Annotated in this window: 20 protein-coding genes; 9 read left to right on the top strand and 11 right to left on the bottom strand. The window is 61.6% G+C overall.

What is annotated here, in order from left to right:
- Positions 1–39: 39 nt before the first annotated feature.
- A complete protein-coding gene (locus tag OKC29_RS11990; RefSeq protein WP_073349338.1) occupies positions 40–522 on the bottom strand; it encodes a hypothetical protein in 483 nt (160 codons plus the stop codon).
- Entirely contained in the window at positions 519–860 is a 342-nt protein-coding gene (locus tag OKC29_RS11985; protein WP_073349336.1) for a DUF805 domain-containing protein, read from the bottom strand. Before OKC29_RS11985 ends, OKC29_RS11990 begins: the two co-directional genes overlap by 4 nt.
- 192 nt (positions 861–1,052) lie before the next feature.
- Between OKC29_RS11985 and OKC29_RS11980 the strand changes: the two genes are divergently transcribed.
- Positions 1,053–2,093 (top strand): helix-turn-helix transcriptional regulator, encoded by a 1,041-nt coding sequence (locus tag OKC29_RS11980; protein ID WP_073349334.1) that lies wholly within the window; start codon positions 1,053–1,055, stop codon positions 2,091–2,093.
- A 1-nt stretch (position 2,094) separates the two neighbouring features.
- On the opposite strand, the gene OKC29_RS11975 is transcribed toward OKC29_RS11980, so the two are convergent.
- On the bottom strand, positions 2,095–2,322 hold the full coding sequence (locus OKC29_RS11975) for a hypothetical protein (protein ID WP_073349332.1): 228 nt from the start codon (positions 2,320–2,322) through the stop codon (positions 2,095–2,097).
- Between the two features lie 503 nt (positions 2,323–2,825).
- On the opposite strand from OKC29_RS11975, the gene OKC29_RS11970 reads away from it, so the two are divergent.
- On the top strand, positions 2,826–4,589 hold the full coding sequence (locus OKC29_RS11970; RefSeq protein WP_073349330.1) for a hypothetical protein: 1,764 nt from the start codon (positions 2,826–2,828) through the stop codon (positions 4,587–4,589).
- A gap of 194 nt (positions 4,590–4,783) precedes the next feature.
- Here the strand turns inward: OKC29_RS11970 and OKC29_RS11965 are convergent, their stop codons facing one another.
- From OKC29_RS11965 to OKC29_RS11950, 4 genes are all read right to left on the bottom strand, one after another.
- Positions 4,784–7,105, bottom strand: a complete 2,322-nt coding sequence (locus OKC29_RS11965; RefSeq protein ID WP_073349328.1) for a YgiQ family radical SAM protein — start codon at positions 7,103–7,105, stop codon at positions 4,784–4,786.
- A gap of 137 nt (positions 7,106–7,242) precedes the next feature.
- Complete coding sequence (locus tag OKC29_RS11960) at positions 7,243–7,611, bottom strand: hypothetical protein (RefSeq protein ID WP_011705202.1); 369 nt, start codon at positions 7,609–7,611, stop codon at positions 7,243–7,245.
- 93 nt (positions 7,612–7,704) lie between these two features.
- Positions 7,705–10,824: an efflux RND transporter permease subunit gene (locus tag OKC29_RS11955; protein ID WP_029301518.1), complete on the bottom strand. Its 3,120-nt coding sequence runs from the start codon at positions 10,822–10,824 to the stop codon at positions 7,705–7,707.
- Complete coding sequence (locus tag OKC29_RS11950; RefSeq protein WP_164470736.1) at positions 10,824–11,873, bottom strand: efflux RND transporter periplasmic adaptor subunit; 1,050 nt, start codon at positions 11,871–11,873, stop codon at positions 10,824–10,826. The genes OKC29_RS11955 and OKC29_RS11950 overlap by 1 nt, the downstream gene beginning before the upstream one ends.
- A gap of 208 nt (positions 11,874–12,081) precedes the next feature.
- On the opposite strand from OKC29_RS11950, the gene OKC29_RS11945 reads away from it, so the two are divergent.
- Together OKC29_RS11945 and OKC29_RS11940 are read left to right on the top strand one after the other, a co-directional pair.
- Positions 12,082–13,635, top strand: coding sequence for a sensor domain-containing diguanylate cyclase (locus OKC29_RS11945; protein WP_073349324.1), 1,554 nt, complete (start codon positions 12,082–12,084; stop codon positions 13,633–13,635).
- Positions 13,636–13,668: 33 nt separating this feature from the next.
- Positions 13,669–14,535 carry a patatin-like phospholipase family protein gene (locus OKC29_RS11940; protein WP_011705198.1) on the top strand — a complete coding sequence of 289 codons (867 nt, stop codon included), beginning with the start codon at positions 13,669–13,671 and terminating at the stop codon, positions 14,533–14,535.
- 86 nt (positions 14,536–14,621) lie between these two features.
- On the opposite strand, the gene OKC29_RS11935 is transcribed toward OKC29_RS11940, so the two are convergent.
- Together OKC29_RS11935 and OKC29_RS11930 are read right to left on the bottom strand one after the other, a co-directional pair.
- Entirely contained in the window at positions 14,622–15,983 is a 1,362-nt protein-coding gene (locus tag OKC29_RS11935; protein ID WP_011705197.1) for a sodium-dependent transporter, read from the bottom strand.
- 205 nt (positions 15,984–16,188) lie between these two features.
- Positions 16,189–16,455 (bottom strand): helix-turn-helix domain-containing protein, encoded by a 267-nt coding sequence (locus OKC29_RS11930; protein ID WP_005298604.1) that lies wholly within the window; start codon positions 16,453–16,455, stop codon positions 16,189–16,191.
- Between the two features lie 258 nt (positions 16,456–16,713).
- On the opposite strand from OKC29_RS11930, the gene OKC29_RS11925 reads away from it, so the two are divergent.
- From OKC29_RS11925 to OKC29_RS11910, 4 genes are all read left to right on the top strand, one after another.
- The gene (locus OKC29_RS11925) at positions 16,714–17,310 is read left to right on the top strand and encodes a hypothetical protein (protein ID WP_073349322.1); all 597 of its coding nucleotides are present in this window, start codon (positions 16,714–16,716) and stop codon (positions 17,308–17,310) included.
- Between the two features lie 308 nt (positions 17,311–17,618).
- Entirely contained in the window at positions 17,619–18,653 is a 1,035-nt protein-coding gene (locus tag OKC29_RS11920) for an OmpA family protein (RefSeq protein WP_011705194.1), read from the top strand.
- A 431-nt stretch (positions 18,654–19,084) separates the two neighbouring features.
- Positions 19,085–20,086, top strand: coding sequence for a porin OmpA (ompA, locus tag OKC29_RS11915; protein WP_016349943.1), 1,002 nt, complete (start codon positions 19,085–19,087; stop codon positions 20,084–20,086).
- 211 nt (positions 20,087–20,297) lie between these two features.
- The gene (locus OKC29_RS11910; protein ID WP_073349320.1) at positions 20,298–21,353 is read left to right on the top strand and encodes an OmpA family protein; all 1,056 of its coding nucleotides are present in this window, start codon (positions 20,298–20,300) and stop codon (positions 21,351–21,353) included.
- A gap of 140 nt (positions 21,354–21,493) precedes the next feature.
- Here OKC29_RS11910 and OKC29_RS11905 read toward each other — a convergent pair whose 3' ends face one another.
- Positions 21,494–23,188 carry an NAD-dependent malic enzyme gene (locus OKC29_RS11905; RefSeq protein WP_011705191.1) on the bottom strand — a complete coding sequence of 565 codons (1,695 nt, stop codon included), beginning with the start codon at positions 23,186–23,188 and terminating at the stop codon, positions 21,494–21,496.
- A 68-nt stretch (positions 23,189–23,256) separates the two neighbouring features.
- On the bottom strand, positions 23,257–24,114 hold the full coding sequence (locus OKC29_RS11900; protein ID WP_162275636.1) for a helix-turn-helix transcriptional regulator: 858 nt from the start codon (positions 24,112–24,114) through the stop codon (positions 23,257–23,259).
- A gap of 120 nt (positions 24,115–24,234) precedes the next feature.
- Here OKC29_RS11900 and OKC29_RS11895 point away from each other — a divergent pair, with 120 nt between their 5' ends.
- Positions 24,235–25,614 (top strand): MATE family efflux transporter, encoded by a 1,380-nt coding sequence (locus OKC29_RS11895; RefSeq protein ID WP_073349318.1) that lies wholly within the window; start codon positions 24,235–24,237, stop codon positions 25,612–25,614.
- Positions 25,615–25,681: the final 67 nt, after the last annotated feature.

Below are 25,681 nucleotides of genomic sequence, written 5' to 3'. Positions count from 1 at the left end.
GGCCTTCCTTGGCCGGCGCATCCTCCCGACGAGGAGACCTCATTGACAGCGCAGCGCCGGTTTGTCTTCCAGCAGCCAGGCTATCCAGCGCCGCCGCGAGTTCAGCACAAACCCTTCGTCGGCCGCGATCCCGCTGACGATATAGCCGTCGACAGCAGGGTCAGCGGCCTCGCGGGAGAAGGTAAAGTCGCTGCTGTTCACCCGCTCCCCCTTGCTGAGCGCCGCATCGAGCCGCGGCGTCATGACGACGATGGCCAGCCCTGCGGCAGAGTCGATGCCAAGGCCGCTGCTCGCCACCTTGCCGACCGCAACCGGCACCCGGATGGCGCAGTGACGCCCCTCGGCATCAGTGGTGGTATAGGTTCCCTCCCCCACCCGCCCTTGCATCCACAGCAGCTCGCCACGGGTCAGGCTGTCGACCTGCAGCAGGCCCAGCGTCCCCTTGGGAAAATCGTGGGGATTGTCGACGGCAGCCACCGTCAGCGAGCAGCACAGCATAAACAACCAGAGTGCGTGTCTCATGCCGATGCCTCCTTGCCAACATGGGTTTCCCCGCTTTGCTGCGCCAGCAAATAGATAAGCAGCAAGGGCCCCACGGCCGGCATCAGAAACACCCAGCCCCACCAACCGGAGCGGCCGGTGTCGTGCAAGCGACGCACGATCAGCGCAATCAGGGGCACGCTGCTCACCAGGCCGTAGCTCAGATCCAGCCAGCCCAGGTTGGCAAGCAACACGTCCAGCCAGATGCAGACCAGGGTGACCAGCAGATGGCCCAACATGAACCACCCACATTCAGCCCGGGTGGCGCGCCCCGAAAAATCCAGGGCGCGTTGCCACCCCAGCCAGTAGAAAGAGAACATGGATACCTGCCTTTTATGGTGATTGGGAGCCCTTATCATGGGGAGCAAAGCGCCCCCTGGCGTCCTAAAACCGGTTTCAGGTCGTCCTCGAACCGCGGCCCGCGCCATCATGGGCTTCATTCGCCTGACCCAAGCCGTTATGCTGGCATGCCGCCGCCGGTCAACGGCCTCTCTTTGCACACGGGATACATGATGCTGGCCATACCCATACCCTTTATCGTCTCCTTGCTGCTGGCACTGCTGGCCGCCGTGCTGCTGGCGCGCCTTGGCCGAGCCGCCAGAACGACCGCCCTCTTTCTGCTGCTGTGCGCCATCACCACCGCCGTGGTGGGGCTGCGCTGGACCTTCGATCTGGCGCTGCTCACTCTCGCGCAGCCGATCCTCGCCTCGCTTATCCCGGTGGCCGCCTGGCATATCTTCAGCCGGGCCAAAACGCCAGGAGCTCGCTTCTCCTGGCTACACGGCGTCGGCCCTGCGCTGGTTGCCCTCGGCATGCTGACCCACAACTGGTTGCCACTGCCATTGGATGGCCTGCTGACCGCCATCTATCTCTGCTACGGCATCGCGTTGGTGCGCTTTTCCGATAAGACGCAGCTGCTGCTGTATGTCTCGTTCAATGAGTGGGAGGGGGTCAGACGGGCGGAACATATCGCGGGCTGGATGCTGCTGTTTTCGGCGGCCATCGATGCCGCCGTCTCCCTCGACTTCGCCTTCAACCAAGGCCAGCTGGCGCCCTATATCCTGTCGCTGGGCCACCTGATGCTGGTGCCCATGCTGGCGGCGGCCGTGGTGATGGTAGGGGTCAATACCCCTGACGCAGAAGAGGAGGAGATGCCAGCCTCCGTTCCCGAGCCTGCGGAGAAAGCGCAGCTGCTGAACGAAGATCGCGCCCGGGAGATAGTGGCCCTGCTGGATAACCTGATGAAAGAGAAAGCCTGCTATCTGGATCCTGAGCTGACCCTGGCCCGCCTCTCACGCAAACTGGGCATTCCCGCCAAGCAGATCTCCAGTGCCGTCAATCTGGTGCGCCAGCAGAGCATCCCCAGGGTCATCAACGAATATCGGATTGCCCATGCTAGGCAGGCTCTGCTTAACACGGATGAGAGCATCACCCAGATCTTGCTGAACGCCGGTTTTCAGACCAAATCCAACTTCAATCGCGAGTTTCAGCGCATCACCGGCCTGACTCCCAGCCAGTTCAGAGCAACCCGCGACCTGTCGGTTGCCTCCTGAATCAGTCGCCAGCTCTCGTTTGCTCCCGGCGATCCAGCCACTTGCCCACTCTGGCCCCCAGCTCGGAGCAGACCAGCGCCGTCACGGCGGCCCAGAGCATCTGGTTGCCATCAAAGCCAGCCTGCTTTTCAAAGAAAAAAGGCACCAGCAGATTGAAGCCGATGATCCCGAGCAGCAGCCCAAGGCCGCTGCCCACCTTCTCCCTGCGGGATCGCATCTTTAACGCCATCTGATTGCTCCGGTTGGAGTGAGATAAAGGGGCACCGCTCACCCCTGCCGATATCCCCGGCAAGATAACAAAGCCTCCCCTGATGAGGACAGCCATCTTTTTAGGGGATGAAAATAGCCACATATTCCCCTTTCAAATCCATTTGCTGATCCAGTTCAAAAAACGATGAGATTCTGATGGTTACATCATTCCATGGCTCGCCTAGCCAGTTTCGTTTGGCTTACCATAGCCATCCAGAACCTGTTGAGCTGCGATGGGTTGCTGCTAGCGCGGGTCAAGCGAGCATATTGGAAGCTGTCATCCACGGGCGGTAGCGTGAAATTTAGTAAGGTTACGCCTCACACAGAAAGGTGGGCGTCCCAGATTCCATCTTGGATGGTTCGGTAACATTGGCGTCGCGCTAAACGTTGAGCTTCGCTCTGCCCAGTCACAACCTCCACAAATGGAGGTTGGCGCTAAGCCTGTAAAGCCCAACATACGAGATCGGGCCATGAGGAGATTGAATGAGAACAAAGATCAAGGACATCGCCAAGGGGGACCTGTACGCCCTTCTGTCCGCCTGCACCAAGGAAGACTTGGATCCTCTGGTGATCTGCATCACCGAAAAGCTCTCAAACCTACTGGACATCAACGAAGACTACAAGCGACACAGTCCCGACCACACCAAGTACCACCGGTTCATCGCAGACGAAATTCGACTGTTCGGCGGGAACACGTTCCGGAACCTGATGCGCGGCGGAGAAGGGCCCTCTTATGACGAGGTGGTCCTCGACGTCTGCAAGAAACTCGACGTTCCGTGCCGCGATGGCGAGACAGTCAGGAACGAGAGTAACCTGCTGACCATCTTCCTAGACCGACAGTGGAAAGCGCTTAGTGAGGAGGAGCGAGAGATACTCATCGCGGAGGCTCGTGCCGATGCAGCCAAAGGAACCAATATCACTGCGAAAAACGTCATCCGGGAAGGTGGCACTCTGCTGATGGCACGGTTGGCTCTCGGCCCAATCGGGTGGGGGGCAGCGGTCTTCAGCATCGCAGATCCCGCCTTCTCAGTGACGGTTCCTTGCGTCCTGCACATCGCGTACCTGCGCAAGAAGCACCTGGAGGTCACAAGCTCGGCTCGGGTGCATCAGACTATTGCTAATACGGCATCTGCAGTCCGGTCTCTGGTTCGTTCGGACGCGCTCGTCATCGGGACGTCTGAAGAAGCCCCGGTGCTGTCGCTAGCGCGCATCCCGAAGCCGAAGGTGGTTGAATGGAACCCTGTTGACGGTGACGATGGCATTAGCAGGCTCAATTCTCTCCTCCAGGGAGTACCAAGTCTAGCGACGGCTGGCGAGGTCGCGACAGGTAAATATATGGAGGTCGTGATCAACGGGCCGCTACTGAAGGCCAAGGGGCGGGATGGCTACCGGCTCATAACAATGATCGATGGTAAGCCCAGTCACGGCACCCTGATGGATCCCAACAAACTTTCCACAATCGTAAACGCATCGGCCTTGCTCCAGATGGCATCGGTGGTAGTTGCACAGAAACACTTGGCGGACATCAGCAGGAAGCTCTCCGAGATAAAAATGAGCGTCGACAGGATCCTTGATTTTCAGAAGAACGAGCGCTGCTCTGTTATAAAGGGCGCTACTCGCTACTTCGAGCAGGTGGCACAGGCAGTCCTCTCTGGTGAGCTATCAGAAAGCGTTCGGAGCCAGATTGAGCACCATGAAGCCCAACTGATCCAGGTCCAAGAGCACCTTATGGCCGACATCCGACACGAGAACCAGGCAATCCTGAACGTGAAAGACGAGACTACGTTCGGGTCGAAGGGCATGGAAGATGCTATCCGCGGGCACCAGAATCTCCTGAATGACCTGTACCAGCAGTTACTGCTCTGCATCCGAGCAAGAGCTTGCGGTTTGCAGCTCCTGGCCGCCTATCCAGGTGAGGACCGCCTGAAGGAGACCAGGAAGCGGAGCATCGAGGAGGCCATAGAGGAGCTGGTGGAAGGCGGCGATCTGCTTTCCAGCACCGATGCATTCATGCGACGGAAGGTGAAGTCTATGTCGGCGCTCTGGAACAAGAACCTCACCGTGAACGAGCGTAAGCTCTCGCTCTTGGAATGGAACGACCGGCTGGCGGCTGAAGTCTCACAATGCAAAGAACAGATCGCCAGGGATCTACGGGCTGTGGAAACAGTCATTGCCAAGCAACTCCAACCTGTGACTATGTTGGTGAAGATCGAGAATGAGCAGATCGTGGCCACTTGCCCGGTGTAGTCAGCCGTATCAATGGTACATATACCGCCCGCCTATAGTTAAAAATATTAAATATAAATAAAAACATATAGTTATCGATACCAACTGCTATCTGGAGCGACTGTTTCCTCCTGCCAACATACGAGATACAAATAAAACAAAGGCGACCAGATGGTCGCCCTTGTTATTTCTGGCCCTTCCCAAGCACGGAAATATCAACGAGCCGGTCGCTTAGCGCCATTCCCTTTGGCCACAGGCTTGCCGCCCTGAGCAGCGGGTTTGGCCCCCGGCTTGGCAGAGCCTGCGCGGGTTGGGGTCTTGCCCTTGTGGGTGGGTTTGCCATTGCCAGCCTTGCCGCCATTTCTGCTGGCCGCCGCGGTATTGGCTGCACCAGCCTCGCTGCGAGCGGCCTTGTTGCCCACCCCGTTGCTGCGCTGATGAGTGATGGCGCTGTGGCGAGTCAACGCAGGCTTGAGGCCCTTGTTGCGGCTGCGCTCGGCCTTGGCTTCGCCACGGCCTTCCGGCGGCACCAGGCAGTCGGGGCCGTTGCCGATCAGGTGGCCCTTGCCCATCTCCAGCAGGGCTTCGCGGATCATCGGCCAGCCGGCCGGATCGTGATAGCGCAGCAGTGCCTTGTGCAGGCGACGGCGACGCTCCCCTTTCACCACGAACACGTCCCCGCCCTGGCGGCTCACCTTGTTGAGCGGGTTTTTCTCGGTGTAATACATGGTGGTCGCGTTGGCGAGCGGCGACGGGTAGAAGTTCTGCACCTGATCGAGCTTGAAGCGGTTGGACTTGATCCAGAGCGCCATGTTCACCATGTCTTCATCCGTGGTGCCCGGGTGGGCGGAGATGAAGTAGGGGATCAGGTACTGCTGCTTGCCCGCCTCTTTGGAATACTTGTCAAACAGCTCCTTGAAGCTGTAGTAGCTGCCCATGCCCGGCTTCATCATCTTGGAGAGCGGGCCCTCTTCGGTGTGTTCCGGCGCGATCTTGAGGTAGCCGCCGACGTGGTACTTGGCCAGCTCCTTGATGTAGCGCGGATCTTCCACCGCGATGTCGTAGCGCACGCCGGAGGCGATGAGGATCTTCTTGATGCCCTTGAGGTCGCGCGCCTTGCGATAGAGGTTGATGGTCGGGCTGTGGTCGGTGTCCATGTGCGGGCAGATGGTCGGCCAGACGCAGGAGGCGCGCCGGCAGGTCTGCTCGGCCTTGGGGCTCTTGCAGCGCAACTTGTACATGTTGGCGGTGGGGCCGCCCAGATCCGAGATGACGCCGGTAAAGCCCGGTACCTTGTCGCGGATCTCTTCGATTTCTTTGAGAATCGACTCTTCCGAGCGGCTCTGGATGATGCGCCCCTCGTGCTCGGTGATGGAGCAGAAGGAGCAGCCGCCGAAGCAGCCGCGCATGATGTTAACCGAGGTCTTGATCATGTCGTAGGCCGGGATCTTCTCGTTGCCATAGGCCGGGTGCGGCACCCGCTGGTAAGGCAGGCCGAACACCCCGTCCATCTCGTCGGTTTCGAGCGGGAAGGCAGGCGGGTTGACCCAGATGATGCGATCGCCGTGGGCCTGCGAGAGCGCGCGGGCGCAGCCGGGGTTGGTCTCGTGGTGCAGAATGCGGGACGCATGGGCGTAGAGCACCTTGTCTTCCTTCACCCGCTCGAACGCCGGCAGCTTGACGTAGGTCAGCTCCCACGGCTTTTGCTTAGGGGGCTGCACCAGGATGGGCTTGGCCTCCTGCTCCACCGGCGCGGTGCCCTCGTCATCGGAGCAGGGGGCCCCTTCCATATAGGGGTTGGGGATGGGATCGATGCGGCCAATCTGGTCGAGCTTGCTCGAATCCACCCCGCGCCAGCCCGGCAGCGGCTCCTTGCGGATGACGGCGGTGCCGCGAATGTCCTGCATGGTGTCGATGGTCTCGCCGCCTGCGATGCGGTGCGCCACCTCGATCAACGGCCGCTCGGCGTTGCCGTAGATGAGGATGTCGGCCTTGGCATCGATCAGGATGGAGCGACGGATGGTCTCGGACCAGTAGTCGTAGTGGGCGATGCGGCGCAGGGATGCCTCGATGCCGCCGATGACCACCGGGACCTCTTTATAGGCTTCTTTGCAGCGCTGGGTATAGACCAGGGTGGCGCGGTCCGGCCGCTTGCCGCCCACGTCCCCCGGGGTGTAGGCGTCGTCGTGGCGCAGCTTCTTGTCGGCGGTGTAGCGGTTGATCATGGAGTCCATGTTGCCCGCCGTCACCCCGTAGAAGAGGTTCGGCTTGCCCAGGCGCATGAAGTCATCCTTCGATGACCAGTCCGGCTGGGCGATGATGCCGACCCGAAAACCCTGGGATTCGAGCATGCGGCCGATCACCGCCATGCCGAAGCTCGGGTGATCCACGTAGGCGTCGCCTGTCACCAGCACGATGTCGCAGCTGTCCCAGCCGAGCTTGTCCATCTCCGCGCGGGACATGGGCAGGAAGGGCGCCGTGCCGTAGCACTCGGCCCAGTAACGGGGATAGGAGAAGAGGTTGGTAACCGGCTGCATTTTGACCACCTGGAACAATTCGGGTCGCGCATTATACCGGCAGAGCAAGGCGGGGGCGACGGCTTTTTGCCCCTACGATAGATGCGGAAAAGGCGAGCCAGCGGGGCTCGCCTGAAAAGTGCGGGTTGATTGTCGGCTCAGGCCAGGACCCGGGCCAGCACGATGCGGTTGTAGTGGCGCTGCAGCAACTGATAGCCGCCAAGCAGGCACCAGACCAAGGCGGGCGCCAGGAACACCGGGTGGGTGGCCAGGCGCAGCATCAGCAGGCCCAGCAGGATCAGCGCGAACGGCCGGCTCTCGTAGAGCCACAGCGGCCAGCCCTGCTTTCGCAGCTGCTGCTTGTCGGGCCGGCGATAGGCGCCGCGTCGAAACCAGGCCAGCGAACCGGCCAGATAGAATGCCAACCCGGCCAGCAACAACCCCGGCTGATCGGCAATCCCCAACAACAGCAAACCGCTGCCCATATAGGCAAAGGGCAGCGGTTCATAAATGGCTGATGGCAACATAGCTCACCTCAACATTAAACTGGCTATATATTAACCCGCTTACCCGAGGATGCCATCAGCTTGCAGTGCTTTTCACCTATATGGGTGTAGGCATCAGGCCGCCGGTTTGTCCTGCTGCGAGGCGGCCTCGCTGGCCGCCAGCGCCTCGTCCACCAGCTGATCCCGCGCTCCGGTCATGCCGGCCCGCTTGGCCAGCAGATGATAGATGGCGGGCACCAGCAGCAGGGTCACCAGGGTCGCCAGAGAAAGGCCGAAGAAAACCACGGTTCCCACCGACATCCGGCTCTCGTAACCCGCCCCCATGGAGAGCATCAGCGGCACGGCCCCTATGATGGCGGTGAGCGAGGTCATCAGGATCGGGCGCAAGCGGCGCACCGAGCCTGCGATGATCGCCTCGTCGAACCCTTCGCCGCGCTGGCGCAGCTGGTTGATGAACTCGACGATCAGGATGCCGTTCTTGGTCACCATGCCGATCAGCATGATCATGCCGATCTGGCTATAGATGCTCATCTCCTGCCCCGTCAGCCAGAGGCCAAGCAGGCCGCCGAAGATGCCGAGCGGCACCGTCACCATCACCACCGCCGGGGTCAGCATGCTCTCGAACTGGGCCACCAGCACCAGATAGACCACCAGCAGGGCCAGACCGAACACCATCACCATCTCGCCCTGGTTGTCGCGATAATCCTTGGACTCGCCGGCATAATCCACCGTCATGCCGCTTGGCAGGTTGGCGCTGGCCCAGCCGTCGAGGTAATCCAGCGCCTCGCCCAAGGTGTGACCCGGCGCCAGATCTGCGGTCAGGGTCACCGCCTTCTGGCGCTGGTAGTGGTTGAGCCGCTGCGGGCTCGCCACCTGCTTGACGGTGGCCAGGGTCGAGAGGGTCACCATCTCGCCGTTGGCCGCCTTGAGGTAGATGCGGCTCAAGTCGGAGACGCCGTTGAAGTCGCGCTGGTTGGCGCGCAGGTAGACGTCGTACTCCTCCCCTCTGTCGACATAGGTGGTCTGGCTGATGCCGCCGAGCAGGGCCTGCAGGGAGCTCGCGACGGTGGAGACCGGGATGCCGAGCTGGTTGGCCCGATCCCGCTCTATGGTCACCTGCAGCTCTGGGGTCTTCTCGGCATAGTCGAGATCCGGCGTCTCCATCAGGCCACTCTGGGCTGCCGCCTCTTTCAGGGCCAGCCCTTGCTGATAGAGCTCGGCGTAATCGGAGCCCTGCAGCACGAACTGCACCGACGCGGTGGAGCCGCCGCGAAAGCCCGGCTGGAAGGTGCGGATCATCACGTCCGGAATGCCGGCCAGCCGCCCGCTCAGGGATTTGGCGAACTCGGTGGCGGTCTCATCCCGCTCGGCCCAGTCGGTGAGCTGGATGATCGCCATGCCGGTCTGATCGCCGCCGCGGCCGAAGGCCGGGGTGCTGAAGCTCATGGCCTGCACCACCCCCTTGCCGAGCAGCGGCATGATGGCCGCCTCCACCTGCTGCATGTTGCGCTTCATCCGCTCGATGCTGGTGCCTTCGGCCCCCTTGACGAAGACGTAGAGCACGCCCCGATCCTCGGTCGGGGTCAGGCTGGTAGGCAACTGGGCAAACAGGGCGCCGATGCCGCCTAGGCAGAGCACCAGCACCAGCGGGGTCCAGCGCGAATGGTGCAGCATCCAGCCGAGCAGCCGGCGGTAGTGGGTCTCTACCCAGCCGAGGCCGCGATCGAGCGCCGCCGTCAACCGGTTGGGCCGATCCACCGAGCGCATCAGCCAGGAGCCCATGGCCGGGGTCAGGGTGAGCGCGATCAGCGACGAGAAGAGCACCGCCAGCGACAGCAGGATGGCAAATTCGGTAAAGAGCCGGCCCACCATGCCATCCATGAAGGCAATGGGCACGAACACCATCACCAGCACGGCGGTGGTGGCGATCACCGCAAAGCCCACCTCGCGGGTGCCGTGCCAGGCCGCCAGCAGGGGCGGCTCGCCGCGCTGCAGATGATGGTGAATGTTCTCCACCACCACGATGGCGTCATCCACCACCAGACCGATGGCAAGAATGAGCGCCAACAGGGTAATAAGGTTGATGGAAAAGCCGAGATACCAGGCGCCGATAAAGGCGGAGATGAGGGAGACCGGCACCGTGATGGCCGGAATGAGAGTAGTACGCCCCTGCCCCAGGAACAGGTAGAGCACGGCCACCACCAGCACGGCGCAGATGGCGAGGGTCTCGTACACCTCGTCGATGGCCTGCTTGATGAAGATGGTGGAGTCGTAGTCGACCTCCAGCGTTGCCCCCTCCGGCAGGAAGCGCTGCATCTCGGCCATCTTCTTCTCGACCCCCTGCGCCACTGCCAGCGGGTTGGCGGTGGACTGGGCGACGATGCCTATCCCCAAGCTCTCGCGGCCGTTGCGCTGGTAGGCGCTGTCTTCGTTCTTGGCCCCCACCTCCACATCGGCGATGTCGGCCAGATAGATGCTCTGGCCATTGGCGGCGGTGCGCACCTGCAGCGCCTGGAAATCGGCGGCGGTGTGATAGAGCCGGGCGATCTGCACCGCCATGGTCATGCTGTTGTTGCGGATCTCGCCGCCCGGCAGCTCGATGTTCTCGCGCTTGAGGGCGTCCTGCACATCCGCCACCGTGACGCCGCGCGCCGCCATGTCGGATGGGCGCAGTCGCACGTACATCACCTGGGTCAGATCGCCGGAGAGCGACACTTCGCTCACCCCGTCCACCAGGCTCAAGGGGTCCACCAGTACCCGGTTGGCGTAGTCGGTCATGGCGGTGCGGTCCATCTGGGTGCTGCTGAAGTTGAGCCAGACCGCCACGTCGCCGTTGCCGTTGTCCTTGGTGACCAGGGGTTCATCCACCTCGTCCGGCAGCTTGGGACGGGCGCGGGAGATGGCGTCGCGCACATCGGAGATCCCCTCCACCATGTTCCAGCCGAGCTTGAACTCCACCGTGATGACCGAGCGCCCCTTGCGGGTCACCGAGTTGATGTTCTTGATGCCGCTGATGCCGGAGAGCTGATCCTCGATGGGCTTGGTGACCTGGCTCTCCATGACAGCGGGGGCTGCCCCCTCGTACATGGTGGTGATGGAGACGGACGGCGTCTGCACGTCCGGCATCTCCCGCACCGTCAGCTTGGAAAACGCCACCAGACCGAACACGGTGAGCAGCGCGCTCAGCACCACCGCCACCAGTGGGCGGCGGACAGAGATATCGGAGAGCCACATCAGCCTTTGACCTCCGCCAGATCGTGCACGCTGACGCCGTCACGCAGGTTGACCAGCCCCTCGACCACGATGCGATCGCCCACCTTGAGCCCTTCGGTCACCCACACCTCTTCGCCATGGGTATCCCCCAGCACCACCGGCACCCGCTTGACCTTGCCATTGGGTTCGAGACGATAGACGAAGCGCTGCTCGCCGGCATATTCCACCGACTGGGCGGGGATCAGGGTCATCTTCTGTGGCGGCAGGGAGAGCTCGACGTTGAGCAACATGCCGGGGCGCAGCTGGCCGTCAGGATTGGGGATGATCACCCGCGCCTTGATGTTCTGGGTATCGTTGGAGACGCGGCTGTCCAGCGTCTCCAGCACGCCGCGGAAAGATTGATCCGGCCAGGCCGAACTGGTCGCCGTCACCGCCATGCCGGGGCGCAGCAGCGAGAGATAGCGCTCAGGCACCGCCAGATCGAGCCGCAGCCTGGCCAGCTCGTCCAGGTGGAGCAGGGTATCGCCGCTGTTGACCAGCGCCCCTTCGCTCAGATCGATGAGGCTAACCGAACCGTCGAACGGCGCCAGCAGGGTGCGCAGGGAGAGCTCGTACTTGGCGGCATCGGCGCGGGCCTGAGCCTGGGCGACCGTGGCCTCCTGCCCCTCCAGCTCCGAGGTGGTGATGGCACCGCGCGCCACCAGCCGGCGCATGTCCCGCAGCTTGCGGCTCTCGTCGCGCACGCTGGCGCTCTGCTCGGCCAGCTCCGCCTGCTGCTTGCCGGCATCGAGGGCGATCAGCACATCCCCCTGCTTGACCTGCTGGCCGGATCGCACCGCAATCTTGACGATGCGGCCGGTCACCTCCGGGCTTATCACCACGGAGCGGTTGGCGGCCAGCTTGCTCACCAGCTTGATGGAGGGTTCGGCCAGGCTCTGGCTGACCGTCTGCGCCCTGATGTTGACCTGACGTGGCTGGGGTTTGCCGGCAGGGGCGGAGTGGCGGTAATACCAACCGGCGGAAATCAGCAGAGAGAGGCAGGCAAGCACCAGCCATATACGCATTTTCATCAAGCAATCCATGAAATTAAGAGAAAAGAGGGCACTTCATCAATGATGGTCACCATGTTACCCCCTGACTATGCCGTGACTATGTATAAATGTGACAAAACGTAACAGAAACGGCGATATTTGATTGAAATAGCAGTAGCAGAAGACGGGCTTCACGATTGTGCCCTAAACTGATGCTCCGAACCTGTCCGGATCCCGCCTAACGCCTATGCCTGAACCCAGATCTCACTTTGTTACCTGTCGTCTGCAATGGCTGCTCTGCGCCTTCGTCGCCCTGCTGCTGGCCATCACGCTCAAGCTGACCCTGACCCAGGTCACCGACCATTATCAGAGCGATACCCTCAGCACCGCCTCCCGCTTGAAATCCCAGTTTCAGCAGATGGAAACCTTTCTCGAGGCCATGCGCGGTCAGGCAGAAGAGCGGCTGCGCAGCAACCCGCAATCCGCCCTCACCCAGCAGCTCTACGGCGCTCTGCGGGAGAATGGCGACCAGGGCTTTGCGCTGGATCGGGTGCCCGCCAACCTGCCCAAGGGGCTGAGCGGCAACCTGACCGGACTGGGGCCGCTGCCGGCCCCCGGCAGCCCACGCGCCGCCAGGCTGCACCTGGCGCTGAGCCTCTCCCCCCTGCTCTCCACTGCCAGCAAGCTGCTGGGGGACAAGGTCGGCTGGCTCTACTTCACCGGGGTCGATGACTTCGTCTATCTCTACCCCTGGGTGCCCGCCAGCCAGTTTCACTTTCAGCGCAACATCTATCTCAAGTCCTACTGGCAGGATGCCCTGAAACAGAAGGAGAAGAGCCTGCACGCCACCGTCTCGCGCCCCTACGAGGACTTTGCCGGCGCGGGCCAGATGATCACCCTGTCACAGCCCATCGTGAAGGATCAGGTGCTGGTGGGCGTCATCAGCATCGATGTGCTGCTCTCCCGGCTGGAGCAACTGCTGCGCGAATCCACCCCCGGCATAGGCACCCTGTTTCTGGTCAACCAGCATCAGCAGATCCTCGCCAGCAGCAATCAGGAGGTCGACTTCGTCCCAAAGCCGTCAAAGGCTCGGGATGGCTACCACTGGCAGCAGGGGGCGTTTCAGTTCCAGTACGCCATTCCTGACACCGAGCTCACCCTGCTCCACCGCATCCCTCTGCCCTCCCTGCTGTGGGCCCTGCTCTGCCAGTCCGCCCCGACCCTGATCGCCCTGTTCTTCATGGCCTGGGCCGTGCTTGCCAATCTCAAGTCCCGCTGCCTGAACCGACAGCTGGACTATCTCTCTCGCCACGATGCCCTGACCGGCGCCTTCAACCGCCACTACTTCGACGAGTTCGAGCGCCGCCATCAGCAGCGCGGGGGCAGCGTCGGGGTGATCATGTTCGACTGCGATCACTTCAAGCAGGTCAACGACCGTTTTGGCCATGAGGTGGGCGATCAGGTGCTGATCCAGCTGGTGCGCCTGTGCCAGCAGCACCTGCGGCGGGAAGACGCCCTGATCCGCTGGGGCGGCGAGGAGTTTCTGCTGCTGGCAGCCAAAGGGGGCGAACCACTCGACCAGCTGGCCGAGCAGCTGCGTCTTCACATCGCCCGCCACCCCTGGCAGGAGCTGGCGCCAGCCCTGGCGGTGACCGTCAGCCTGGGTTACCACCACAGCACCACCGATACCCAGTTGCAGGAGGCCATTCGGCGGGCCGACGTGGCGCTTTATCAGGCCAAGGCCAACGGCCGCAATCGCAGCGAACGCTGGCAGGATGACGGCGCCGGCAACTGCGGGTAAGCTGGCTTTCTCACTCACTCCTGGAGAGACAAAGTGGCACGAAAACCCCGTGTGGGACTGGCTCTTGGCAGCGGCGCGGCCCGTGGATGGGCGCACATCGGCATCATACGGGCGCTGGAGCGGCTCGGCGTCAAACCGGATCTGGTGGCGGGATGCTCCATCGGCAGCTTTGTCGGCGCCGCCTATGCCGCCGGTGAACTGGACAAGCTGGAGAGCTGGGTACGCGGCTTCAGCCGCTTGCAGGTGGTCAGCCTGCTCGATCCGGCCCTCTCCGGCGGCCTGTTTCGTGGCGAGAAGGTGTTCGGCATCGCCGCCAACCACCTAGGCGATCCCGCCATCGAAACGCTGCCGCTGCCCTTTGCCTGCGTCGCCACCGAGCTCGACACCGGCCGCGAGATCTGGCTGCAGCAGGGGCCGCTGCGCCAGTGCGTGCGCGCCTCCTGCGGCATGCCCGGCATCCTGACCCCGACCCGGGTCGAGGATCGCTGGCTGGTGGACGGCGCCGTGGTCAACCCGGTGCCCATCTCGCTGGCCCGCGCCATGGGGGCCGAGGTGGTGATCGCCGTCAACCTCAACGCCGACATGCACCAGCCCTGGACCGACGAGCCGGATGAGCCGAGCGGCGGCAACCGCTTCAGCCAGTGGTTCAACCGGGGCGACAGCCCCAACACGCCGGGCATGTGGAGCGTGATGACCGGCTCCATCAACATCATGCAGGAGCGCATCACCCGCGCCCGGATGGCCGGTGACCCGCCCGAGATCCAGCTCTGCCCGCGCCTTGGCAGCTTCTCTATCATGGATTTCCACCGCGCCAGCGACGCCATCAACGAGGGCGAAGCCTGCGTCGAGCGCAACCTCGACCAGCTCAAGGATGAGCTCGGCCGCCTCGGTGTGCTCTAGCGCGGTTCACCGGATCGTCATCACCAACAAAAAGAGCGCCTTGTGGCGCTCTTTTGCTGTGGGAACTGTGGGCCCAACCCTGCTGGCTAGAACAGCCCCAACCCTTTGAGCATCACGATCAGGATCAACAGCGGCGACACGTAACGGATGATGAAGAACAGCGGCTTGAGGATCGCCAGCTCCAGCTCGCCGCCGTTGGTCAGCGCCTCCTTCATTCGCTCAAAGCCCCACACCCAGCCCACGAACAGGCAGAGGAAGATACCGCCAAGAGGCATCAATACGTTGGAAGAGACGAAATCGAACAGGTCGAAGAAGGTCTTGCCGGCGATATGAACGTCCGCCAGCGAGCTGTTGGAGAGCGCGCAGGTCGACCCCACCGCTCCCAGTACCAGAAGGTTGAGCAGGGTCGCCTTGGGGCGGCTCATTCCAAATCGTTCTGACACCACCGAGACCGGCACTTCCAGAATCGAGAGCATGGCGCCGGTGGCGGCGATGGCAGAGAGCACGAAGAACAGCACCATGAACAGGTGGCCAAACGGAATGCTGGCGAAGACCGCCGGAATGGTGATGAACAGCAGGGAGGGACCGGCGGTGGGCTCAAAACCGAAGGCGAATACCGCCGGGAAGATGGCGATGCCGGCCAGCATGGAGACGAACAGGTCGGCGCACATCACCCGGAAGGTGGTCAGCGGGATGTTCTGATCATCCCGAAAGTAGCTGCCATAGGTCATCATGCAACCCATACCGATGGAGAGCTTGAAGAAGGCCAGCCCCATGGCGGTCAGCACCACCCCGGCCGTTATCTTGGAAAAATCCGGTGAGAACAGAAAATGCAGCCCCTGGCTCGCACCCGGCAGAGTCAGACTGCGGATGCCGATAACGAGCAGCAGAATGAAGAGCACCGGCATCAGCTTCTTGGTCACCGCCTCGATCCCCTTGGAGACCCCCATCAGCAAGATGCCGCCCATCAGGGCCAGCACCAGCCACTGCCAGAGCAGGCTCTGCAGCGGGTCGCTTATCAGCGCCCCGAAGGCCGCCCCGGTCACCTTGGGATCGGTCGACAGGATGGAGCCGTCAACGGCCTTGAAGATGTAGGCAAAGACCCAGGCCGCCACCTCGGAATAGAAGGACATGATAAGGAAGGCGGCCAGCACCCCCATGGCCGCGATCAACCACCAGGGCTGCCCCTTGGGAGCCAGCTTGCTGAGGGTGGTGACGGCATCGGACTTGCCTTTGCGCCCCAGCATGATCTCGGAGATCATCACCGGCAGACCGACCAGCAGCGTCGCGATGACATAGACCAGCAGGAAACCGGCGCCGCCGTTTTCGCCCGTCAGGTAGGGAAACTTCCAGATATTTCCCAGCCCGACGGCTGAGCCCAGGGTGGCGGCAAGGACGCCGAATTTGCTGGTAAAGCCATCTCTGGCCTTGGGGGTGATTTGACTCATGCTTGTCTCACTGTGCGCATCATGCGAGGGATACCGCTAATTTTAGCGGTCAGAATTTTCTGAGGATTAATCCGGCTTGCCAAGGTATTTTCGTGAAAAGCCTTGGTGAGAGCACAATTAGCCAAATTTAATTAATTTCGTGGGTTATTTGATGGATAAAAAAATGCCGCCTCGATGGCGGCATTTTTGTCAAAGCTCAATCAAATCAAGCCTTGGCAATATCGTCCGGGCCGATCTGACCGATTTCGGCGACTTTTTTGTCAGCCAGCAGCCAGAGGGTGAACTTGTGCAGTTCCGGGTGATGAGCCAGTGCCACCAGGAAGGCGCCACCAACTTCACGATAACCCAGTTCGTAGTTCTTCAGGGTGGTCGGGGGAACGCCCAGCAGATCTGCAAACTTGGGACGGCTCAGGCCGACCGCTTCACGGATCTGACGGATCTTCTTGCCAACAGTTACGATATTTGAATTCATGTGTTCCATACTCCGTACGGCGGATTGACTCCACCTTTATTTTTCGCGACGACTCGTAGTCAAGTGTATCAGTTTTGAACGGACTCGTTATGGTCGAGCCTCTATCTTTAATCAGCGTCTTTCGACGACAACCCTTGCAAACATCGGGGATGGTAATCGCTCAACCGCCTCAGGTAAACAGTCTCGAAAAGAAACCTTTATTGTTGCCACAGGAATAACTCGTATAATTCGCCGGCTATCCCTTAAGAGTAAGAACTCATGGCGCTTCCCGGCATAATCTCCTGTTTACACCCTGTCACCACCTCCGCAGAACTCGCTCGTCAACTGCAGCAAGGCCAGCAGACTCGTACCGAGGCCTTCTGGTTGCCCGCCGCGCTGCACGATCAGGCGGCAGCAGTTTTGGCTGCGCTCGATGACAAGAGCAGCCTGTTTCTTGAGCGGCCCGCAACCGGGCTGCCAATGCGCAGTCACGATGGCGTCATGCAGGAAAATGGAACCCTGCTGCTTGGTAATGGTCTGCACCTGGCACTGGCCAAAGAGCCGGGCGATGGCGGCCTGGTCCCCGTCAACGGGCTGGCCGAGATGGCCAACTGGCTCGAAGCAGGCCACCTGCATTTCTGCTGTTCAGCTGCAGTACAGCCTGTGGCGCGGGCCATCCTCAACATCTGGCCGCTCGATCCCTACCTGGCCCGTCATTTTTTGTGCAGTTTTACACCCTTACTGTGCGAAGCAACCGAGGCCGATTACCTGGCCGTGTTCCAGGCGAGGGAATTTCCCGCCATGGCGCAATCTGACTGGGTTCAGGCCTATATGAAACTCGAGAAGAGACTGCACCGAGCCTATTTGGATCACTAATTAATTTGGATAAACAGCCAGTTATCCACACGACACAATTTGCCATATGGATTATGTGTGAGCTTGATCATGTTTTGAAATCGGCATAGAGTGCGCCACGTCATCGGAATGACATCGGCTGTTCGTGAAGGGTTGAAGGCATTGCTTACGCTGCCACCCGCTCGCTTGTGCACCAGGAATGTGTGCCTCCCGGATGGATCCGGGATCCCTGCCAGACTCAACGCTGTTGTTCGGCAGAGCCTGCAGCTTACATAAATTAAAAAGTGCGAAGCACGTGAACAACGTGCCATCTCAACGAGGATTTTTTTATGATGAAAATGGCTCCTTCCCTGATCGCCATCGCCATGGCTGCCATGGGTGCAACTGCAGCTCACGCCGCTGACGACATCTACTTCGGTGCCGGTGCCGGTGCTGCCCACTTCAACGGTCTGAACAAGATCGGTGGTGGCGGTTACGCTGGTACTGAAGACGCTGCTGCTGCCAACGCCTTCGTCGGTTACAACTTCACCGAAAACTTCGGTACCGAGTTCGGCTACCAGTACGCTGGCCGCGGCAACACCGACGGTCTGCGTTACGAGAACCAGGGCGCCACCCTGTCCGGTATCGCTCGTCTGCCGCTGGGCGGCGACTTCTCTGCTTTCGCTGAAGGCGGCGCCTACTGGGCTCACACCGACGGTCTGGGCACCAGCGACACCAAAGTATCCCCGCTGGCCGGCCTGGGCGTGACCTACAAGGTTAACGACGCGCTGGATCTGCAAGCTCGTTACCGCTACATGTGGGACGTGGCTGACCTGCACGCAGGCGATGCCCCGGACGACGTACGTTACAAGTCCAACCAGAGCGTTGCGACCCTGGAAGCCGTATACCACCCGTTCCGCACTTCCTACGTAGCCCCGGCTCCGGCCCCGGTTGTTGAAGAAGCTCCGGCCCCGGCTCCGCAGGTTGTCGAGAAAAACTTCGCCCTGAACTCCGACGTGCTGTTTGCCTTTGGCAAAGACAGCCTGAAGCCGGAAGGCGTTGCTGCCCTGAACGGTCTGTACCAGCAAATCGTTGAATTCCAGCCGAAAGATGGCAACGCTGTTGTCGTTGGTTACACCGACCGCATCGGTTCCGACGCTTACAACCAGAAGCTGTCCGAAGCCCGCGCTCGCACTGTTGCCAACTTCCTGGTCAGCAAAGGCATGGCCGCCAGCAAGGTTGCTGTTGAAGGTCGTGGCGAAGCCAACCCGGTCACCGGCACCAAGTGCAACGGCGTGAAAGCCAAAGCTCAGCTGATCTCCTGCCTGGCTCCGGACCGTCGCGTTGAAGTGCGCGTATCCGGCGTACAAGAAGTTCAGAAGTAATCTGACTCCGTTCAGATGATGCGAAAAGGGGATGCCACGGCATCCCCTTTTGTTTGTCTCCCCGCCGCCAACTGACCAAAAACACAGCAAGGCGCGTCACTTTCTGTCAAATCGTTTCCCTCTTTGGGTTTTCTGCCACTTCGTGCAGAGCCGCGCCAACGCTGGATATCTGTACAGAAACTTGATCAACGCGAGTCAAAAGAATACAGTAACTCCGCTTGTAAGGCATTGGATGAACTATTAAAAGTGCTTCCGGCCCGGTTAGTTGTCCATGGAGCCAAGGCTTCGTGAGTATCCAGGAACCATCTCTTTTTTCATTCAGGCCAACCGTGGTTCACCATGGCGGTCGCAGCTGAATTGTCACTTGTGACCGGTATAACTGAAGAGTGCGCAGTACGCCCTAGCACGGCAAACTCAACGAGGATAAAACGATGAAAATGAAAATGGCACCCGCCCTGATTGCTCTGGCCATCGCGGCCATGGGGACTTCCACCGCTCAGGCTGCCAACGACTGGTACACAGGTATCGGTGCTGGTTGGGCTTATGGCCACGACCTGAACGACTTTGGCAAAGATGCCGACAAGGATGCCACCGCGCTCTCCCTGTTTGGCGGCTACAACTTCAACGATAACTTCGGCGCCGAGCTGGGTTATCTCTACGCCGGCAAGGGTGGCGTCGATGGCGTTGACTTCAAGACCCAGGGCGCAACCCTGTCCGGTCTGGCTCGTCTGCCGCTCGGCGACATCTTCTCCGTGTTTGCAGAAGGCGGCGCCTACTTCAACCACGTCAACGGCAACGGCAGCAGCGACAACGGCACCGCGCCGCTGGCCGGTCTGGGCGTGACCGCCAAGCTCTCTGACCTGATCGATCTGCAGGCCCGTTATCGCTACATGTGGAACCTGGGTGACGAGCAGAAGACCTGGGAAACCAACATGAGCGTGGCCACCCTGGAACTGGTGATGCACCCGAACCGCTCCACTTACGTGGCACCGGTAGCGGCCCCGGCTCCCGAGCCGGTTCCTGAGCCGGTCGTGGTCGACAAGAACTTCGCCCTGAGTTCAGACGTGCTGTTTGCCTTCGGCAAATCCACTCTGAAACCGGAAGGCGTTGCCGCCCTGAACACCCTGTATCAGCAGATCGTCGACGTACAGCCGAAAGATGGCAGCGCCGTGGTCGTTGGCTACACCGACCGCATCGGCTCCGACGCCTACAACCTGAAGCTGTCTGAAGCCCGTGCCCGCACCGTGGCCGACTTCCTGGTCGGCAAGGGTCTGCCCGCCGGCAAGGTAGCCATCGAAGGTCGTGGCGAAGCCAACCCGGTCACCGGCACCCAGTGCAACGGCATCAAGGCCAAGGCCCAGCTGATCGCCTGCCTGGCCCCGGATCGCCGCGTAGAAGTGCGCGTCACCGGCGTACAGCAAGTCACCCAGTAAGTCATCTTGGTGACCAAAAAGGAGGCCATCAGGCCTCCTTTTTTATTGCCTGGCGCTCACCCTGAGCCCCTCGGCTGACCCGCAGATCCCCGCTCATTGCCATCCTCGCTACCACCTAAGTGGTTAAAAACCCTGCATCGCCTATAAATAGTGGTGGTTGTACACAACAGGGCTTGCGCCCTACTACACCAGACATCGACGAGGATACGCGATGAACATAAGAGTAAAACCTGTTTGGATTGCATTGGCACTGGCAGCCACGGGCGCACAGGCGGCGCCGGACAACGACTGGTATGCCGGGGTGGGAGGTGGCTGGGCCATCGCTCACGATCTGGGTGACTTTGGCAAGGATGCGAGCAAGGACACCACCGCGCTCTCCCTGTTCGGCGGCTACAACTTTACCGAGAATCTGGGGGCCGAGCTCGGCTACCTGTCCACCGGTGACTGGGACGTGCAGGGCAACGACTTCAGCAGCCAGGGCGCCACCCTGTCGGTGATTGGTCGGTTGCCACTGGGGGATATCTTCTCGGTGTTCGCCGAGGGCGGCGGTTATGTCTACCACGTCAAGTCCATCAACGGCGGCGACAACAACCTGGCTCCGCTGGCCGGTCTCGGCCTCACCGCCAAGCTGCACGACTGGGTCGACATCCAGGCCCGCTACCGCTACATGGTCCGGGTCGGTGACGATCCCGACAATGACAAGGTGGGCAGCGGCACCCAGCGCTGGGTCAGCGACATCAGCACCGCCACCCTGGAGCTGGTGATCCACCCCAACCGCAGCAAACCGGTCGAGCCAGCCCCAGCCCCCATGGTCGTTCCCCCGCCACCGCCCGCTCCCGAGCCGGTGGATCAGACCTTCAACCTGAGTTCGGACGTGCTGTTTGCGTTTGGCAAGGCAGAGCTGAAACCGGAGGGGATGCAGGCGCTGGAGTCGCTCTATCAGCAGATAGCCGACGTCAAGCCCAAGGATGGCAATGCCGTGGTGATGGGCTATACCGACCGCATCGGGTCGGATGCCAACAACCAGGCGCTGTCGGAGGCCCGCGCCAGCACGGTCGCCAATTTCCTGATCGGCAAGGGGCTGCCCGCCGACAAGGTGAGCATCCAGGGCAATGGCGAGAGCAACCCGGTCACCGGCAGCCAGTGTGATGCCATCAAGGCCAGGGCCGCCCTCATCGACTGCCTGGCACCGGATCGCCGGGTAGAAATCAGGGTCACCGGCACTCAGGGTGCCCCTGAGGCAGCCGCCGCCCCGGCCGAGCAGTAATTCCAGCCACGAAGAGAGCACAGCGCCAGACGTGTGAAGAGGTGCAGATAACAACAGGTGGTGAGCAAGCCCACCCACAACGCGATGCACAAAAAAGGGATGCCGAGGCATCCCTTTTGCTTTGCGTCTTCCCGCCGAAATCAGAAGGAGGTGCGGCGATAGCGACGATACTCGGGGCGCCAGAAATTGGCCTCGATGGATTGATCGATCACCTCGTCAGGAGTCTGTACCGCCTTGCCCTGCAGCATGGCGGTCTTGGCCACCATCTTGGCGATGTAGCGGGAGACCTGGTGAATATCCGCCAGATCCGGCAGCAAGGAGCCCTCCTCCCCCTTCACCAGCGGCGAGCACTCCGCCAGTGCGCGGCTGGCCGACATCAGCATCGCATCTGTCACCCGGGTGGCACCGGCGGCGATGACGCCAAGGCCGATCCCCGGGAAGATGAAGGAGTTGTTGCACTGGGCGATGACGTAGCGCTTGCCCTTGTACTCCACCGGTGCAAACGGACTGCCGGTGGCCACCAGCGCCTGGCCGTCGGTCCAGCGGATGAGATCTGCCGGGGTTGCCTCGACCCGGGAGGTGGGGTTGGAGAGCGGGAAGATGATGGGACGGGCACAGTGCTTGTGCATGGTCTTGACCACCTCTTCGGTGAACAGCCCCGGCTGGCCGGAAACCCCGATCAGGATGTCCGGGCGACCGTGCTCCATCACCTCCAGCAGGGAGATGTTGTCCCCCACCGGCCAGTCGGCGATGCGCTCCACCGGCTGGGAGAGGCGGCGCTGGAAGTCGAGCTGGTTGGGGATCTTGTCGGTGATGAGGCCGAATCTGTCCACCATGAAGACCCGGCTGCGGGCCTGGGCATCGGTCAGCCCCTCGGCTTTCATCTGCGCCACGATCTGTTCGGCAATGCCACAACCGGCGCTGCCAGCACCGAGGAAGGCGACCCGCTTCTCGGAGAGCTTGGCGCCGGAGGCCTTGCAGGCGGCGATGAGGCTGCCTAGGGTCACGGCGGCGGTGCCCTGAATGTCGTCGTTGAAGCAGCAGAGCTCGTTCTTGTAGCGGTTGAGCAGCGGCATGGCGTTGTTCTGGGCGAAGTCCTCGAACTGCAGCAGGATGTCGGGCCAGCGGCGTTTGACCGCCTGAATGAAGGCGTCGACGAACTCGGCATACTCTTCACCCGAGATGCGCGGATTGCGCCAGCCCATGTAGAAGGGGTCATTCAGCAGCTGCTGGTTGTTGGTACCCACGTCCAGCACCACCGGCAGGCAGTAGGCCGGCGAGATGCCGCCGCAAGCGGTGTAGAGCGACAGCTTGCCGATGGGAATGCCCATGCCGCCGATGCCCTGATCGCCGAGGCCCAGGATCCGCTCACCGTCGGTGACCACGATCACCTTGACGTTCTGCTTGGTGGCGTTCTGCAGCATGTCATCGATCCTGTCCTTGTCCGGATAGGAGATGAAGAGGCCGCGGGCGCGGCGATAGATGTTGGAGAACTCCTCGCACGCCTTGCCGACGGTCGGGGTGTAGATGACCGGCAGCATCTCGGTCAGGTGGTTGGTCAGCAGCCGGTAGAACAGCGTCTCGTTGGTGTCCTGGATGTTGCGCAGGTAGATGTGCTTGTCCATGTCGTTGCCGAACGCCATGAACTGACGGTAGGCCCGCTCGGCCTGCTCTTCGATGGTCTCGATATTCTGGGGCAGCAGGCCTTCGAGGTTGAAGTTGCTGCGCTCTTCGCTGGTGAAGGCGCTGCCCTTGTTGAGCAGCGGGGTCTCCAGCAGGGCCGGACCGGCATAGGGGATGTAGAGGGGACGTTTCTGGTTATTATCTTCAAACATGGATCGGGTACCTAAACGATGACCTGGACGAAGGAGTCCGCCGATCCTATGGGCTTGCGCCATTAATTTCAAAGAGTTTGCACATCCGTTGCAAAAGGTTTGCGACCCAGGCGACGAAAGGCGCCGGGGGTCAGACCAGTGAGCCGGCGAAAGCGGTTGGCAAAGTTGGCGCCGTCGCTGTAACCGACCCGGCCGGCCAGCTCGCCGAGGGGCCAGTTGGTGTAGAGCAGCAGCTGGCGCGCCTTGTTCATTCTGAGTTCGGTCACCTTCGCCATGGGCCCCATGCCGAACGCCTGCTGGCAGAGCCGATGCAGATGGGGCACCGAGCAGGCCATCTGGTCGGCCAGCAACGCCACGCTCCATGGCTCGTCGAGGCGCGCCTCCACCCGGCGAAACAACGCCTGCAGTCTGAGCTCAGGCGTGCCGCGCACCTCCCCCTGCAGGGTGCGCTCCAGGAGTGCCAGCAGCAGGCTCAGCAGCTGGGGCTGCAGCGGTGAACGAGTGCCCTCCCCCTGCATCAGGCTGAGCAGGTGGTAGATCTGCTCCCCCTCCTCCCCCTGCCAGATACGGTGGCCGAGCCGGTGCAGGTGCTGCCAGCGCGGCACGTCATCCAGCAGGATCCAGCTGGTGCGCCACTGCCCCCCCACCAGCTTGAGACCACCGGGCACTGCCGCCGGCAAGAAGATGAGCGAACCGGCCGGGATGGGCTGCTCGCCGCCATCGGTGAGCAGGGCGCCCCCTTCGTCGTGGCTCACCATCAGGATGTGAAACTCCGGCCGGTTGCGACGGATCAGGTAGTGATCGCGAATGTTCGAGAGCCCGGTCAGGAAGATGCCCGCCTCGCCGAGCAGCGGCAGCCCTTCGCGTCCCAGCATCCGCTCCTCGCAGGCCGGGGCAATTTCCAGACACTCGCTGACAAACGGCATAACACCTCAACAGGATAGTTTTACACAAGAAAGCCGAGAGAGGCTCACAGTGAAGCCGCCCGCCACTCCCCCTATCATACCCATGACGAACCTTGCTTTTTATCTACCCGGTTAACATAAATGAATTATTGGCAAGCGATTTTAAAACAAACCACCGATCGTGAGTTCATGACCCGATTGTGGCGGCTGGCCCTGCCGGTCTCGCTGCAATCCATGATGTTCTCCCTGCTCGGCCTCATCGACATCATGATGGTGAGCCAGCTTGGCACCACGGCTGTGGCGGCGGTCGGCTTGGGTAACCGGGTCTTCTTCTTCAATCTGCTGGTGATAGCGGGACTCTCGGGCGGGGTCTCGGTGTTGGCGGCACAGTATTACGGTCGCGGCGAGATGGCCGGGGTGCGCCGCTCGCTGGCGCTGGCGCTGGTGGGAGCCCTGCTGGTGAGCCTGCCGTTTGCCCTCGTCTACGTGCTCTCACCGGGCAGCGTGCTCAGCTTTGCCAGCCAGGAGCCCGCGCTGCGCGAGCTGGCCGATCAGTTTCTGATGATCACCGGCGCCACCATCCTCTGCACCGCCGTGGTGGTACCGCTGGAGTCGGCGCTGCGCTCGGTCGGCAATGCCGCCGCCCCCACCCGCATCGGCATCATCGCCATCATCGCCAACGTCATCCTCAACTACGCCCTCATCTTCGGCCATTTCGGCTTCGAGGCGATGGGGGTAGCCGGCTCGGCCTGGGGCACCACCCTTTCACGGCTGCTGCAAACGACCCTGCTGCTGCTCTACGTAAGACGCTACGAGGCGCGCCTGATCCCGCGAAGAGATGACTGGCTGGCCGCCTTCAAGCGCAAGGAGGTGGTGCGCTTCACCCTGATCGCCCTGCCGCTCTTGTTCCACGACGGGCTCTGGGCCTTTGGCATGCTGCTCTACGGCTTTCTTTACGCTCACCTTGGCACCGACTCGCTGGCCATCATGACCACCCTCGGCACGCTGGAGAGCATCCTCATCTCCCTCTTCTTCGGGCTGGCGGTGGCCTGCTCCACCCTGCTCGGCCACCGGCTCGGGGCGGAAGAGTACGAGGTTGCCTGGCAGCACTCCCAGCTGTTCCTGCTGCTCGCCCCCATCGGAGCCCTGCTGGTGGGGATCGCGGTCTGGCTGCTGCAGACCCACCTGCTGCAGTGGGTCGGCAACCTGCCGGGCGAGCTGATGACGGAGGCCGGCCAGGTGCTCGCCATCATGTGTCTGGGCATGCTGCTCAAGGTGTTCAACATGGTGGGCATCATAGGGGTGCTGCGCTCGGGCGGGGATGTGAACTACAGCATCTTCATCGACATCGTCGGCATGTGGTGCATCGGCCTGCCGCTCGCCTGGGGCGCCGTCAACCTGCTCGGCTGGCCCCTCTCCTGGGTGGTGGCGGTGGTGTTACTGGAAGAGCTCAGCAAGGTGTTGCTGGTGCAGCGCCGCATTCGCCAGCGCCGCTGGCTCAGAAATCTGGTGCTGGGATAAGGGAAGAGAGCAAAGCGGGAAAATGCGGGGTCATATCAATGACAGAAAATCCCCGTTTGCAGTATGC

Origin of the sequence: Aeromonas sp. QDB34 (assembly GCF_027705405.1) — a bacterium.
GTDB lineage: Bacteria > Pseudomonadota > Gammaproteobacteria > Enterobacterales > Aeromonadaceae > Aeromonas > Aeromonas hydrophila.
Note: the sequence above shows the minus strand (reverse complement) of the source record. Positions and strands in the feature narration are given on the sequence as shown.

Excerpts from the sequence above, each read along its gene's own strand:
- OKC29_RS11935 (WP_011705197.1), bottom strand. The coding sequence starts at position 15,983 with ATGAGTCAAATCACCCCCAAGGCCAGAGATGGCTTTACCAGCAAATTC.
- OKC29_RS11970 (WP_073349330.1), top strand. The coding sequence starts at position 2,826 with ATGAGAACAAAGATCAAGGACATCGCCAAGGGGGACCTGTACGCCCTT.
- OKC29_RS11955 (WP_029301518.1), bottom strand. The coding sequence starts at position 10,824 with ATGTGGCTCTCCGATATCTCTGTCCGCCGCCCACTGGTGGCGGTGGTG.
- OKC29_RS11945 (WP_073349324.1), top strand. The coding sequence starts at position 12,082 with ATGCCTGAACCCAGATCTCACTTTGTTACCTGTCGTCTGCAATGGCTG.
- OKC29_RS11920 (WP_011705194.1), top strand. The coding sequence starts at position 17,619 with ATGATGAAAATGGCTCCTTCCCTGATCGCCATCGCCATGGCTGCCATG.
- OKC29_RS11895 (WP_073349318.1), top strand. The coding sequence starts at position 24,235 with ATGAATTATTGGCAAGCGATTTTAAAACAAACCACCGATCGTGAGTTC.
- OKC29_RS11965 (WP_073349328.1), bottom strand. The coding sequence starts at position 7,105 with ATGCAGCCGGTTACCAACCTCTTCTCCTATCCCCGTTACTGGGCCGAG.
- OKC29_RS11930 (WP_005298604.1), bottom strand. The coding sequence starts at position 16,455 with ATGAATTCAAATATCGTAACTGTTGGCAAGAAGATCCGTCAGATCCGT.
- OKC29_RS11910 (WP_073349320.1), top strand. The coding sequence starts at position 20,298 with ATGAACATAAGAGTAAAACCTGTTTGGATTGCATTGGCACTGGCAGCC.
- OKC29_RS11980 (WP_073349334.1), top strand. The coding sequence starts at position 1,053 with ATGCTGGCCATACCCATACCCTTTATCGTCTCCTTGCTGCTGGCACTG.
- OKC29_RS11905 (WP_011705191.1), bottom strand. The coding sequence starts at position 23,188 with ATGTTTGAAGATAATAACCAGAAACGTCCCCTCTACATCCCCTATGCC.
- ompA (WP_016349943.1), top strand. The coding sequence starts at position 19,085 with ATGAAAATGAAAATGGCACCCGCCCTGATTGCTCTGGCCATCGCGGCC.
- OKC29_RS11950 (WP_164470736.1), bottom strand. The coding sequence starts at position 11,873 with ATGAAAATGCGTATATGGCTGGTGCTTGCCTGCCTCTCTCTGCTGATT.
- OKC29_RS11960 (WP_011705202.1), bottom strand. The coding sequence starts at position 7,611 with ATGTTGCCATCAGCCATTTATGAACCGCTGCCCTTTGCCTATATGGGC.
- OKC29_RS11985 (WP_073349336.1), bottom strand. The coding sequence starts at position 860 with ATGTTCTCTTTCTACTGGCTGGGGTGGCAACGCGCCCTGGATTTTTCG.
- OKC29_RS11925 (WP_073349322.1), top strand. The coding sequence starts at position 16,714 with ATGGCGCTTCCCGGCATAATCTCCTGTTTACACCCTGTCACCACCTCC.
- OKC29_RS11990 (WP_073349338.1), bottom strand. The coding sequence starts at position 522 with ATGAGACACGCACTCTGGTTGTTTATGCTGTGCTGCTCGCTGACGGTG.
- OKC29_RS11975 (WP_073349332.1), bottom strand. The coding sequence starts at position 2,322 with ATGGCGTTAAAGATGCGATCCCGCAGGGAGAAGGTGGGCAGCGGCCTT.
- OKC29_RS11900 (WP_162275636.1), bottom strand. The coding sequence starts at position 24,114 with ATGCCGTTTGTCAGCGAGTGTCTGGAAATTGCCCCGGCCTGCGAGGAG.